General features: G+C 59.2%; 10 protein-coding genes. 8 read left to right on the top strand and 2 right to left on the bottom strand.

All coding sequences use genetic code 11. The annotated features are described in order from the left end of the window. Window positions 1-91 precede the first annotated feature (91 nt). From FHX10_RS29190 to FHX10_RS29180, 3 genes are all read left to right on the top strand, one after another. Entirely contained in the window at window positions 92-2,275 is a 2,184-nt protein-coding gene (locus FHX10_RS29190) for a DUF1217 domain-containing protein (RefSeq protein WP_063473685.1), read from the top strand. Between the two features lie 219 nt (window positions 2,276-2,494). Continuing rightward, window positions 2,495-4,282, top strand: coding sequence for a methyl-accepting chemotaxis protein (locus FHX10_RS29185; RefSeq protein ID WP_063473684.1), 1,788 nt, complete (start codon window positions 2,495-2,497; stop codon window positions 4,280-4,282). Window positions 4,283-4,381: 99 nt separating this feature from the next. Continuing rightward, window positions 4,382-6,601 (top strand): EAL domain-containing protein, encoded by a 2,220-nt coding sequence (locus tag FHX10_RS29180; RefSeq protein WP_183845295.1) that lies wholly within the window; start codon window positions 4,382-4,384, stop codon window positions 6,599-6,601. A gap of 87 nt (window positions 6,602-6,688) precedes the next feature. Here FHX10_RS29180 and FHX10_RS29175 read toward each other — a convergent pair whose 3' ends face one another. Together FHX10_RS29175 and FHX10_RS29170 are read right to left on the bottom strand one after the other, a co-directional pair. Continuing rightward, entirely contained in the window at window positions 6,689-7,126 is a 438-nt protein-coding gene (locus FHX10_RS29175) for a MarR family winged helix-turn-helix transcriptional regulator (RefSeq protein WP_047619733.1), read from the bottom strand. 138 nt (window positions 7,127-7,264) lie between these two features. After that, window positions 7,265-8,563 carry an MFS transporter gene (locus tag FHX10_RS29170; protein ID WP_063473682.1) on the bottom strand — a complete coding sequence of 433 codons (1,299 nt, stop codon included), beginning with the start codon at window positions 8,561-8,563 and terminating at the stop codon, window positions 7,265-7,267. Window positions 8,564-8,898: 335 nt separating this feature from the next. Between FHX10_RS29170 and FHX10_RS29165 the strand changes: the two genes are divergently transcribed. The 5 genes from FHX10_RS29165 to FHX10_RS29145 are packed head-to-tail and all read left to right on the top strand — an operon-like array spanning window position 8,899 to window position 13,602. Beyond that, a complete protein-coding gene (locus FHX10_RS29165; RefSeq protein WP_047619736.1) occupies window positions 8,899-9,402 on the top strand; it encodes a flavin reductase family protein in 504 nt (167 codons plus the stop codon). Between the two features lie 19 nt (window positions 9,403-9,421). Next, on the top strand, window positions 9,422-10,648 hold the full coding sequence (locus FHX10_RS29160; RefSeq protein WP_052213517.1) for an acyl-CoA dehydrogenase family protein: 1,227 nt from the start codon (window positions 9,422-9,424) through the stop codon (window positions 10,646-10,648). A gap of 23 nt (window positions 10,649-10,671) precedes the next feature. Continuing rightward, window positions 10,672-11,646, top strand: coding sequence for a gamma-resorcylate decarboxylase (tsdA, locus tag FHX10_RS29155; protein ID WP_047619739.1), 975 nt, complete (start codon window positions 10,672-10,674; stop codon window positions 11,644-11,646). Window positions 11,647-11,657: 11 nt separating this feature from the next. Continuing rightward, window positions 11,658-12,545, top strand: coding sequence for an intradiol ring-cleavage dioxygenase (locus FHX10_RS29150; RefSeq protein WP_047619783.1), 888 nt, complete (start codon window positions 11,658-11,660; stop codon window positions 12,543-12,545). 1 nt (window position 12,546) lies between these two features. After that, entirely contained in the window at window positions 12,547-13,602 is a 1,056-nt protein-coding gene (locus FHX10_RS29145; RefSeq protein ID WP_048338505.1) for a maleylacetate reductase, read from the top strand. Window positions 13,603-13,713: the final 111 nt, after the last annotated feature.

Genomic DNA, 13,713 nt, shown 5'->3' with positions numbered 1-13,713 from the left:
GAACGGCGGCAACATCTCAGCAAACATGAAAAGTTTCAACCGTGGCGGCCGGCAGGCTTTCGCGCGCGCATGCTCATGAAAGGGACAGGCGTTGGTTTCCACCTATGTGAGCTACCTCTCGGTCGCCAGAAATCTGAGCGCCAGTCTCTCGAGTGTGGCTTCACAGGCAACGGTTTCCCGCGACAGTGACTACTACAAGGAAAACATCGACAAGGTCACGACGGTCGATGAATTCATGGGCGATTACAAACTCTACTCCTATGCCATGAAGGCATACGGGCTAGAGGACATGACCTATGCCAAGGCCTTCATGAAGAAGGTGCTGGAAAGCGACCTCAGCGATTCATCGAGTTTCGCCAACACTTTGAGCGATAGCCGCTATGCCGAATTCGCCGCCGCCTTCAAATTCGGGGGCGAGACGAAGACGGCGCAGTCAGACGTGCAGCGGGACAATCTGCTCGATGCCTATGAGGAATCCTTCGACACCGAGGCGGACGACATCACGGATGAGACGGATTATTTCGAAGAGAATATCTCGTCGATCACCTCGGTCGATGATTTCCTGTCGAGCTCCAGACTGAAGAACTATGCGCTTACGGCCTTCGGCCTCAGCACCGAATACACGTCCAGCAGCTTCCTGAAGCAGGTTTTGACGAGCGATCTGGATGATGCCGACAGTTTCGTCAACCAGCTCGGCGACGACGTCTATGTCAGCCTGGCAAAGGCCTTCAACTTCAACGAGGATGGCTCGACCGACGGCGATGTGATGTCGGAAGACCAGATCTCGCTGGTGACGAGTGGCTATGCGGTGGCCTCGTCGACGATCGCGTCCACGGAAACCGGGGAGGCCTACGACACCTATTTCGCTGCTGAAATTGGCAACATCACCTCCGTCGACCAATTGATGAGCGACGACAAGCTGGTCGGCTATCTCAGGATTGCCTACGGTCTTTCCGACGACGAATCCGACAGCTACATTTCGGCGGCCCTGAAAAGCGCCGACATCGCCGAAGCGATCGGCTTGTCCGACCTGCACGAGGCCTTCAATTTCGACGAGGACGGCGCGCTTGCCGATGGCGACACCGCCCAGACCTCGGACCAGACCGCCACGACCACGGCAGCCTTCGATGAAAATTATGAAGTGCTGGTCGCCAATACCAGCACGGAAGACGCCACCGACAACTATACGACGCGCATCGCCAGCGTCACCTCGATCGATGATTTCCTCGTGTCGAATGCCGATGACGACGATGACGACAACGACGATCTCCCCGAACTGTGGGAAATGGCGTTGCGCGCCTATGATATAGACCCCGACAGCGTTTCGAGAAGCGAGGTCCGGAAAATTCTCGAAAGCGATCCCACGGACTCGAAAAGCTATGTCAACAGCCTGAAGGACGACCGGTTCGTAGCCTTTCGCAAAGCATTCAACTTCGACGACAATGGCGACGTCACCGTTCCCTTGCAGGCCATGTCGGAATCCGTCGTCGACGACTACGCCGCCTATTACAAGCAGAACAAGATCCGATACCTTGAAGGCGACGAGCTGACCGAGGCGACCGACGCGGCGAATGACGAGATCACCTATTTTCGCGAGCAGATGGCGACGATCACGACGGCCAGCGAATTCCTGGCCGACGATCGCCTGGTTAGCTTCGCGCTTGAGGCGAAGGGGCTCGATCCGGACGATGTCACGTCGGACGAACTGAAGAAGATGTTCTCTTCCGATCTCGACGACGAAGATAGTTATGTCAACAAGCAGGACGACAATCGTTTCGCCGAACTCGTCGGCTCGTTCAATTTCGATCAGGACGGCAATATTTCCGCCGATCCGACCGGGACCGTGCAGCAGCGCGGCGACGTGCTGGAAACGATCGACTCCTATGTCAGGCTGACGCTCGAAGACGATCAGGGCGACAGCAACACCGGCGTGCGCCTTGCCCTCTATTTCGAACGCAAGGCGCCGGAGATCTCGAACGCCTATGATATTCTGGGCGACAGCGCGCTCTTCGAGTTCTTTACGACGACCTTCAACCTGTCCAGTTACGTCTCGAATATGGACGTCGAGAAGCAAGCCGAGATGGTCAACAATTTCATCGACATGGAGGATCTGTCGGATCCTGACAAAGTCGACGATCTGATCCAACGCTTCACCGCCATGTATGACATGGCCAACGGTACGGGCACCACGTCGTCAGCCCTTTCGATCCTGACCGGCTCGTCGACAATAAGCGCTGACACGCTGCTTGCGGTGGCGCAGTTGAAAAGCAGCTGAGCGGCCCGCAGTGCGCCGTTCCCGGGGAGGCTGCATCGCTGCCCGCGGCAGGGCGGGCCGCCGGCTGTCTTTGCCCCCGGATGCGCCTGATGAATGCAGCGCTGGTTGAAAATAAATTATACTGCACGTCACATTCATAATTAAATCCCCGTTAATGAGCATGAGCGAATATTCGCAAAATGGCTGGATCGACAGCGATGAATCTAGGAGGATTTGCGAGTGAATATTCTTGATCGTGGTGCAAATGCTGTCGCTGTTCTGGCGGCTCTATCGAATTCGCAAGCCATGATCGAGTTTGATTTGTCGGGCAAAATCCTCACCGCAAACGAAAACTTCTGCAGGGCGCTTGGTTACGAGTTGAGGGAGATCGTCGGAAAACATCACAGCATGTTTGTCGAAACTGCCTATGCATCCTCGGCAGAATACAAGGCTTTCTGGACGAAGCTGTCAGCAGGAAAATTCGATCAACGACAGTATAAACGGCTCGGCAAAGGCGGGCGCGAGGTCTGGATCGAAGCGTCCTACAATCCGGTGTTCCGTCGCGGGAAGCCGGTCAAGGTCATCAAGATTGCAACCGATATCACCGCGCAGAAGCTGATATCTGCCGAGCATGCGGGCAAGATCGACGCATTGTCCCGGGCTCAGGCGATCATCGAATTCACGCCGGCCGGCGAAATCCTGACCGCAAACGACAATTTCCTGACCGCTCTTGGTTATTCGCTTGCCGAAATCCAGGGCAAGCATCACTCGATGTTCTGCGAAGGCGACTATTCCAAGTCGGAGGCCTACAAGGAATTCTGGCGGAAACTTGCGGGCGGCCAACTGGTTGCCGACGAATTCATGCGTGTGGGCAAGGGCGGACGGAAGGTTTACATCCAGGCTTCCTATAATCCGATCTTCGACCTGAACGGCAAAGTGTTCAAAGTCGTGAAGTTCGCAACCGATGTCACTGCGCGTGTCGAGAATGTCGAACAGCTCGCCCGTTGCCTGACGAATTTTGCAGATGGCGACCTGTCGCAGACGATCCAGAAGCCTTTCATTCCTTCGCTGGAACGGCTGCGCACCGACTTCAACAGCGCTTCGGAAAAGTTGAAGGACGCGATGGCAACGGTGGCCGAAAATGCCAAGGCGATCTCGGCCGGTTCCAACGAAATCCGCACCGCCGCCGACGACCTGGCAAAGCGTACCGAGCAGCAAGCGGCATCCGTCGAAGAGACGGCGGCCGCCCTTGAGGAAATCACGACGACGGTCAAGGATTCGAGCCGCCGCGCCGAGGAGGCCGGTCAACTCGTCTCCCGCACCAAAGACCATGCGGAACATTCCGGCCAGGTGGTTCGTGATGCGATCGGAGCGATGGACCAGATCGAAACCTCGTCGCGCGAAATTTCCAATATCATCGGCGTCATCGATGAGATTGCCTTCCAGACGAACCTCTTGGCGCTCAATGCCGGCGTAGAGGCGGCACGGGCAGGGGAGGCCGGCAAGGGTTTTGCGGTCGTTGCTCAGGAGGTCCGGGAGTTGGCGCAGCGGTCGGCGAAAGCTGCAAAGGAGATAAAGAGCCTGATTACAGCCTCCGGTTCTCACGTCGCAAAGGGCGTCGCCCTCGTCACGAATGCCGGATCCGCGCTTCAGGAAATCGCCAGTCAGGTTCACGACATCAACACCAATGTCACGGCGATCGTGGAGGCGGCGCGCGAGCAATCGACGGCGCTCGGCGAGATCAACCAGGCCATCAACACCGTCGACCAGGGAACGCAGCAGAATGCCGCGATGGTCGAGGAACAGACGGCTGCGAGCCATGGCCTCGCACGCGAGGCCGCCGCACTTTTCAAGCTTCTTGAACAGTTCCGTTTCGACGATGCTCCGAGATCGAGACTTTCATCCACGCAGGCGGATCGTCATGTGCCCGCACCGACGGCTTTGAAAGTTGTTCGTACCTCGCCCGCCGCGTCCGTCCAGCGCGGGTCGGCGGCCGCCGCGCTGAAGTCTGATTGGGAAGAATTCTGATCAACCCAGAAAATTGCTGTCGGCGGCAAGTTCGTCCGCTTCCATGATCCATGAAGGGTCTCACTCCGCGTCACGCAGCACTGCGAGGAGTAAGGTCGCATGTCCCTTACCGAAGATGAAAGATTGAACCTTCTCCACGAGGCAAGCATTCTCGATACACCGCCGACGACAGAGTTCGACGCTATCGTCCGTCTGGCCTGCAATATATTCAACATGCCGATGGCATTGGTTTCGTTCGTCGACGAGCAGCGGCAGTGGTTCAAGGCCCAGCAAGGCTTCACTTTGAAAGAGACGTCACGCGAGCATTCCTTTTGCGGACATGTTGTGGAAACAGGGTTGCCGCTCGTCGTTGAAGATGCCGGGAAAGATTCCCGCTTTTGGGAAAACACATTCGTGAACGAGTGTTCCGTCCAATTCTACGCGGGCGTTCCGCTTTTGGAAGGGGAGACCTGCTACGGCAGTTTTTGTGTCCTCGATACGAAGACCCGCCGTTTCGGCGATCGGGATATCGAACAGCTCCGTAACTTGGCAAGCGTCATCGTGGGCCTGATTCGGGAGCATCGTCAGCAAAGCCAGCTGAAAGAGCAGCAACGTGAACCGGAGTTGAAGCAGGCTCGGTTCGAACAGACCGAGCGCTCTGCCAAAGTCGGTGGCTTTGAGATGGATCTCAACACCGGTACGATCATCTGGTCGGACCAGATTTATCGCACTGTCGGATTGCCGGTCGGTAAACGAATGACCTCGGAGGAGGTGATCGGCTGCTATGCTCCGGAAGAGCGCGACGGCGTCAGTCGCAGGATTCGCGGTCTCCTGAATGGCTCGGAGATCGGCGTTGACAAAGAGTATCGCATCATAACGCCAGAAGGCGAAGAACGATGGATTCGCGTGGTCAGCGATATCGAACACCTGCACGGTGAGCCAAAACGTTTGTTCGGCATCGTTCAGGATGTTTCCGAAAAAGTGCGCTACGAGCAACGCTTGCTGCAGGCGGCAAATGCCGATCCCCTGACCGGGCTTGCCAACCGGGCGGCATACAATGCTCACATGGCGAGGCTCACAGCGACGGATGCCGCCTCCATTGGTTTGCTGCTGGTCGACGTCGATCGCCTGAAGCAGGTGAACGATATCCTGGGCCATGCGACCGGTGACCTGCTGCTGAAAGGCGTGGCATCTCGTCTGGACGAGCGCTTGGGAAAGCGCGGAAAGGTCTTTCGCCTCGGCGGCGACGAATTCTCGGTTGTTCTGGACGCACCCGCAAACGCGCGGGTAATGCGTTCACTCGCGCGACACCTGATTGAATATATCGGCCGCCCTCTGGAGGTCGCGGGATCAACGATAAATCCCACGATAACCGTGGGAGGCGCGATTTCGGAAGGTGAAATGGATGCGGCGACGCTTTCGCAAAACGCAGACTTCGCCCTGTATCACGCCAAGGAAACACGGCGTGGAAGCTACGTTCAATATGAGCCCAGCCTGCGTTCGAGGATAGCCCATCGCATTCAGATCGTCCGAGAGGTGGAGTTGGCGCTTACCGAGCATCGAATGGTGCCGCATTATCAGCCAATCGTGAGCTGCGCCGACGGTCAGGTATGGGCGTTTGAAGCGCTGGTGAGAATGCAACGTCCCGATGGATCAGTCGTATCGGCGGCGCAATTTCATGAAGCCTTCACGGACTCGAGTGTTTCCCATCACATTACGACATGCATGCTCGATCATGTCGCGACCGATATCTGCAAATGGATGGACCGGGGGCTGAGTTTCGGACGGGTTGGCATCAATGTCAGCGCCTCTGATTTCATGAGGGGTGACCTGGAAAGCCGCATCGTTGGTGCGTTCGCGTCGAGAGGCATTCCGCTCGATAAGCTCGTGCTCGAAGTGACGGAAACCGTCTTCCTGCAGGGCTTGGAAGACACTGTTGCAACAACGCTGCAACGTTTGCGGAAAAGAGGCTTGGCCGTGGCGCTCGATGATTTCGGGACGGGCTATGCATCGCTGACACATTTGCGGAGCCTGCCCGTCGATATCATCAAAATCGACAAGAGCTTCATCGACACCATGCTCGTGGATGAATCGAGCCTCGCAATCGTAGAACTGGTGCTCAACCTGGCGCGGAAGCTCGACATGAAGGTCACGGCGGAGGGCGTCGAAAGCCATCGGCAGGCGATGTGCTTGCTGGAAATGGGCTGCACCACCCTCCAGGGCTATTTGTTTAACAAGCCGATGGACCGCGAACACGTGGGCAGCTACCTATCTGCATCAAAACCACATTGTACGGAGAATTCAGGAGAATCGCGGACGGGTCTGCTGCTCTTCGGATAGTCATCAAGATGGCGTGTCGAAGGTGGTGCGGGGCCTTCCCCGCGCTCCTTTGCGCCATCGGGACGGGCCTGCGTCCACATCAGCAGATCAGCGTGCTTCGAGCTTGTCCAGGTTGGTATGGATGATCTTCAGCGCCGATTTCAGCCAGGCCACCTCCGCCTCGCTGAACGTCTCGACGCCGACCGCCTCGAATTCTGCTGCGAGCGGCATCAATTTCTGCACCAGCGCATCGCCCGAGGGGGTCAGCGCAATCGAAACCGTGCGGCCGTCGTCGGGCCGGGTGCGCGACACCAGTTCTTTCTTCTTCATCACAGTGACCAGGCGCGACAGGGTGGAGAGCTCGACCGTAACCATGGGGCTCAGATCTGTCAGCCTTTGCGGTCCCTCCTGCTTCAGGATCGCAAGGACGCGGTACATGGGCAAGGTAACGTCAAAATCGTGCAGCCGCTCCGAAAAAAGCTCCCCCATGCGCACGCCGACGCGATTGAGAAGGTAGGGAAAGGATCCGGTAAATCGATAGGACATTTTCGCTCACAACTATTGCATCCGCACTGAATAGCCTTAGGCGAGAGCATGTGCAATCAAAAGTCGCGTTCGTCAGGACAAATGAAAGCCGGCCTCATCGAGGCCGGCCATGGTCGCGGGCGTGCTTGCCTTAGCTAGTCAGTGCACGACGACGTCTCCCTTTTCGGTCGTGCCATGGAGGAAGGTGAGGGCCGTCAAAGCGCAGCCGACCACGGCCGCTATGGCGAAGATGTAGAAGTTCCACTCCGGTGCGAGCCCCCGCTGCAGCACTGCGCCGCCGATCAGCGGCCCGGCCATGCCACCAAGGCGGCCGACCGCGAGCGAAAATCCGAGCCCGGTTCCGCGGATCTGGACTGGATAGAAGCGGCCAACCAGAACATTCGAGAGGATCTGGGTGCCGATCGTTCCAGCGCCGGCAAGAGCGACAAGCGCGTACATGAAAACACCCTGCTTCAGTGTGAGCATGTAGATCGCCCCAGCGCCGATGGCGAACAGCACGGCGACAGTCATCTTCACATGGCCCCTATCGGCAATCCGGCCGGCAATGACGATACCGATGGCGGCGCCGACATTGAGCATGATTGCAAACAGCAGCGCCGAACTGATGTCGTAGCCCATTTTGTTCATGATGGTCGGCAGCCAGTTCACCATGCCGAAAGTCAGCAACAGAGAGCAGAAGTGAATCGCCCAGGCATTCAGCGTCAGCGCAAGCCGCCCTTCCGCAAACAGCGCCCGTACGCCCTGTTTTTCCGAAGTTGTCGGCTGGTGCGGAACCCGTTCCAGGCTAAAGCTGTCGCAAACCGCGTCGGCCTCGGCGCGGCGGCCCTTGGCGGCGAGCCAGTCGGGCGATTCGGGCAGTGATTTGATCAGGAACGGCAGTGCCAGCAAAGGCGCGCCGCCAATGATCATCAGGGGGCGCCAGCCGTAATGCTCAAGAAGAAGCATGCCGAGAATGCCGGAAAGGATGCCGCCCAGCAGATAGCCCATGAAGGACAGGGAGTTGGCCAGCGCCTTCCGTTTGGCGGGCGAAAATTCGAGAATGAGCGCGGTTACGGTCGGCAGAAGTGCGCCGAGCCCGAGCCCGCTCAGGAAACGCGTGGCTGCGAAGACCGGGAAGTTCGGAGCAAGCCCGCTGGCGATCATCATGAAGGAAAAACTGGCGAGGCTGCCGAGAACGACTTTTTTCCGGCCGATGCGATCGGCGAGCGTCCCGGCGATTGCCGCACCCAGCAGCATGCCGAACAGGGTCAAGGCGGCGGCACGGCCGACGAGGGATGGATCCAGCGCCCATTCCGCCTGTTTGAGTAGCGCTGGTGCGATTACCCCATAGACGACCAGGTCATAGCCGTCGAACAATATCATGAAGCCGCACATGGCAATGACACTTGCCGTCGTTTTGGTCTGCGCCACCATGGCGCTCATTTCCTGCGAAGACATGGCTCCTCCTCCGTGATCTCGCTTTGAAAAAGGCTTCAGCTGTCCTGGAGCCTAGAAAATCAAAGATTACCTCCGTCGTCATCGGGCTTCTGAACGGCGCGCTAGGCACGCTGCCCGATAATCCTCTCCCACCCGATGCGTAAGACAATAGAATATTGCAAATGCAAATATTGCAATAGAAAATATGGTGCGATCAAAATTATCTTCGGCAGGCGGTGGGAACGCATCTGCAGGTTATCCAATCGCAGCTCTCGTCATCACGAACGGAAAATTATTTGCGTTGACAATAATTGCAAATGCAAATAATTGATGGAAATCGGAATGGGAGAGAGATCATGCAGATTTTATCCGATGGAGTGGTCGGCGCGAATTTTCGTGCCGCAATGCGCAAATTTCCAGCGACAGTGACCGTGATCACGGCGGTGAAGGACGGTGTCGACCATGGCATGACGGTCACGGCGGTCACCTCCGTTTCCATGGATCCGCCCTCGCTTGTGGTCTGTCTCAACAACAGGACCCTGCTGCACGAAATGCTGCTTTGTCAGCCGGATTTCGCGGTGAATGTCCTCAGTCACGCGCAGCGGCCGCTGTCTGAGGCATTCGCCGGCAAAGTCGAGCCGCATGCGCGCTTCGGACTGGCGAACTGGCGGCGGCACGAAGCCGGAATGCAGCTCCTCGACGGCGCCAACGCCAATGTCGTCTGCCGCCGCATGGCTGCCGTGCCCTATGGCACTCACACACTTTTCATCGGGCAGGTCGTTCACGCGACCGTCGACCCCAACACCATACCGCTCATCTACGAGGACGCCCGCTACTGCGTCTCGCAGCCGGCGGCTTGATCCCGCCAAGGAGGAGAATATGAAGCTTGAGATCATCGAAGGCGGTGCCGATAATATCGCACGCCCCATTCGCGGCGCTGTACTGAAGGACCGCATCCTGCCGCTCCTGCCGGCCTTCAAGGACCGTGCGCAGGCAACCGAAAAGGCACGCCGGGTACCGGCGGAAAACATCGCAGCTCTTCGCGCTGCCGGTTATTTCGATGCGGTCAAGCCGGCCGCTTATGGTGGCGCGCCCGGGCCTTTCGCCGATCTCGTCGACGCCAATCTCGAACTGGCCTCGGCCTGTGCCTCGACCGGCTGGGTCGCGGGTCTTCTTGCAGCCCATCAATGGCTGCTCGCAATGTTTCCGAAGGCCGCGCAGGATGACGTCTGGGGCAAAAATCCGGATGCGCTTCTCTGCGGCTCCTATGCGCCCGCCTCCTTGGCCGAGGCCACCGAAGACGGTTATCGGCTGAACGGCCGCTGGGCTTTTGCCAGCGGCTGCGAGAATGCCGACTGGTCGCTCTGCGCCGCCGTCCTGCCCGCTGAAGGTGCCAGCAAGCCGGTTCCGGCCTTCCTGCTGGTGCCTGCGACGCAGTATGAAATCGAAGACACATGGGATGTCGCGGGACTGGCGGGCACCGGCTCCAAGACCCTCATTCTCGCCAATGTCGTTGTGCCGAAGCATCGCGTGCTCACTTTCCCGGAGGCCACCAGCGGCCGGACGCCGGGCGCCGGCCTCTATGCCGACAAGGGCCTTTTCAACATGCCGCTTCTCACCGGCATTCCGTCCTGCCTCGCTTCCGCCGCTGTCGGCGCCGCGAAAGGCGCGTTGGAAAGCTATGTCGCATCAACAGGTAGCCGTGTGACCCGGGGGGCGGTCGCGGGCGGCAACAGCCGCATGGCAGAATTTGCGACAATCCAGCTCAGGGTGGCGGATGCCGCTGCCAGTGTCGACGCAGCCCGCGAGATCCTGCTCCGGGATGTGGCGCGCGCCGAGGAGCTGGCGGGTTCAGGACGAGAATTCACCATCGAGGACAGATTGCTCAGCCGGCGCGGCCAGTCCTTTGCCGTCACCCTGGCGCTCCGGGCCGTCGAAGCCCTGAACGCTTCCACCGGCGGACTTGGCCTCAACATGGACAATCCGGTTCAGCGCGCCTGGCGCGACGCCAACGCCGTCGGCCGTCATATCAGCATGAACTGGGACGCCGTCGGCACGATGGTCGGCCAGCACATGCTCGGCCTCGAGCCCAAGGGTCAATATTAAAACGAGAAAGTTGGAGGAGAAACATGCAAGGCAAGATCGCGCTCGAAGAGCATTTCGCCATTCCCGAGACGCTGATGGATTCGGCGGGTTTCGTCCCGGGAGACTACTGGACAGAGCTTCAGTCCCGATTGCTCGACATTCAGGACAAACGACTGAAGCTGATGGATGCGCACGGGATCGAGACCATGATCCTGTCGCTCAACGCACCGGCCGTCCAGGCAATCGCCGAAACCGGACGGGCCATAGATATTGCCCGCCGCGCCAACGATGCGCTGGCCGAAGAATGCGCCAAACGTCCCGACCGCTTTCGCGCCTTTGCGGCCCTGCCGCTCCAGGATCCCGAGGCCGCCGCACGGGAGCTGGAACGGTGCGTGAAGGACATGGGCTTCGTCGGAGCCCTGGTCAACGGCTTCAGCCAGCGCGCCGATACCAATGCGCTGCTCTATTACGACCTGCCGCAATATCGCGGCTTCTGGGCGACGGTCGCCGCGCTCGATGTGCCCTTCTATCTGCACCCGCGCAATCCGCTGGCTGAGGACAGCCGCATCTATGAGGGCCACCCCTGGCTGATGGGGCCGACCTGGGCCTTCGCCCAGGAGACGGCGGTCCACGCGTTGCGCCTCATGGGATCGGGACTTTTCGACGAACACCCGAACCTCCGTATCATCCTCGGCCATATGGGCGAAGGTCTGCCCTACATGATGTGGCGCATCGACAATCGTAACGCCTGGGTCAAGGTGCCGCCGAAATATCCGGCCAAACGCCGCATCGCCGACTATTTCAACGAGAATTTCTACATCACGACTTCAGGCAATTTCCGCACCCAGACGCTGATCGATGCCATGCTGGAAATCGGCGCCGACCGGATCCTGTTTTCGACCGATTGGCCGTTCGAGAATATCGATCATGCCGCCGATTGGTTCGACACCACGACGATTGCGGAGGCGGACAGGGTGAAAATCGGCCGGACAAATGCCAAACTGCTCTTCGGCATTTGATGGAGGGTGAGATGGCTGCGACGAAGTACCCGCTTTTCACCGAAGAAAACTCGGTCGAGGCCGTCAATGCGCGCATGGGCGGGGATATCGATCCCCGCCTGCGTGAGATCATGTCGGTTCTCGTGCGGCATCTCCATGCTGCAGTGAAAGAGATCGAGCCGACTCATGAGGAATGGCTGACGGCGATCGACTTTCTCACCAGAACTGGCCAGATGTGCAATGAATGGCGGCAGGAATACATTCTGCTCTCAGATGTGCTGGGTGTTTCGATGCTGGTCGATGCGATCAACCATCGCCGGCCTTCCGGCGCGACGGAAAACACCATTCTCGGTCCGTTCTACGTGCCGGAAGCACCGCGTTATGCACGGGGAGCGAATATCTGCCTCGACGGCAAGGGCGAGCCGCTCGTGGTCGGCGGCTTCGTCAGGGATACCGCTGGCAATCCGATCGAGCACGCATTGATCGACGTCTGGCAGACCAATGACGACGGCTTCTATGACGTCCAGCAAAAGGGCACGCAGCCGGACTGGAACCTGCGTGGTGTCTTCACGACGGACGGCGAGGGCAGCTATCGGTTCCGCTCCGTCAAGCCGCGCTATTATCCCATCCCCGACGACGGGCCGGTGGGCAAGCTTCTGGGCCGCCTGGGCCGGCATCCGAACCGCGCGGCGCATATCCATTTCATCGTCAGCGCCGAGGGGTATGATCCCGTTGTCACCCATATCTTCCCCCCTGATTGCCAATATCTGGATCAGGATGCGGTGTTCGGAGTGAAGGAGAGTCTCATCGCCGATTTCCGGACGCAGCAGGAGGACGCCGTGGGCGAGGACGAGGGCCTCAAGGCGCCTTATTGGCAGGTGGACTGGGATTTCGTGCTGACAAAAAGGGCTGAGATCTGAGATGGAGGACTTCGTCTATACCGGATTGGCAACGCGCGTGATTTTCGGCACCGGCACGCTCAAACAGCTTGCCGATGAGGCCAAGCGGCTCGGCATGTCCCGGCCGCTGGTCCTCTCCACGCCGCATCAGGTGAGCGAAGCGGAAAGAGTGGCGGGCCTGATCGGACCCCAGGCCGCGGTCTTTTCCGGCGCCGTCATGCATACTCCCGTCGAGGTGACGATGGAGGCGATGAAGGTCGCTGCGGAAGCCGGCGCCGACGGCGTGATCGCGATTGGCGGCGGCTCGACCACCGGTCTTTCCAAAGCGATCGCGCTTCGCACGGATTTGCCGCAGCTCATCGTGCCCACGACCTATGCAGGGTCGGAAATGACACCCATTCTCGGACAGACCGAAAATGGCAGCAAGACAACGCTTCGGGACAATCGCGTGCTGCCGGAAACGGTGATCTATGATGTCTCGCTGACATTGGGGCTGCCAGTGGGTCTATCTGCGGTCAGCGGCCTCAACGCGATCGCGCATGCGGTTGAAGCGCTCTATGCTCGCGACCGCAATCCGGTGACCGATCTGATGGCAGAGGACGGGATCCGCGCCCTGGCGCGGGCATTGCCGCGTATCGGCCGCGATGGCCTGGATGTGGAGGCCCGCTCGGATGCTCTCTACGGCGCATGGCTCTGCGGCATCAGCCTGGGTTGCGTCGGCATGGCGCTCCATCACAAGCTTTGCCACACGCTGGGCGGCATGTTCGACCTGCCGCATGCCGAAACCCACAGCGTGATCCTGCCTTACGTGATGCGGTATAATATGCAGGCCGCTCCCGATGCGGCCCAGAAGGTCGCGCGGGCACTCCGAGCGGACAATGCCGCAACCGGGCTTCGCAACCTCGCACAGGAGATCGGGGCACCCCTGTCACTTGCGCAGATCGGAATGCCGGCCGAAGGCATAGGGACGGCGGCCATCGAGGCAACTTCCAATCCCTATTGGAACCCGGCGCCCGTCACCGAACCGGCCATTCGCGCGCTGTTGACGGACGCATTCGACGGCGTTTGGCCCGACTGACTGTTTTCGGGCTGCGCGATAGCTGTCGATCCTCAAATGTGGAGCGTCAAAGGACCGAAATCATGCCGCCATGGCAACACGGCGGCATCAGAGCGACATCAAAGACCGGCG

The organism is Rhizobium sp. BK591 (assembly GCF_014195045.1).
In the GTDB taxonomy this organism is placed as follows: Bacteria; Pseudomonadota; Alphaproteobacteria; order Rhizobiales; family Rhizobiaceae; genus Rhizobium; species Rhizobium anhuiense.
This window is presented reverse-complemented; position numbering and strand designations above follow the sequence as displayed.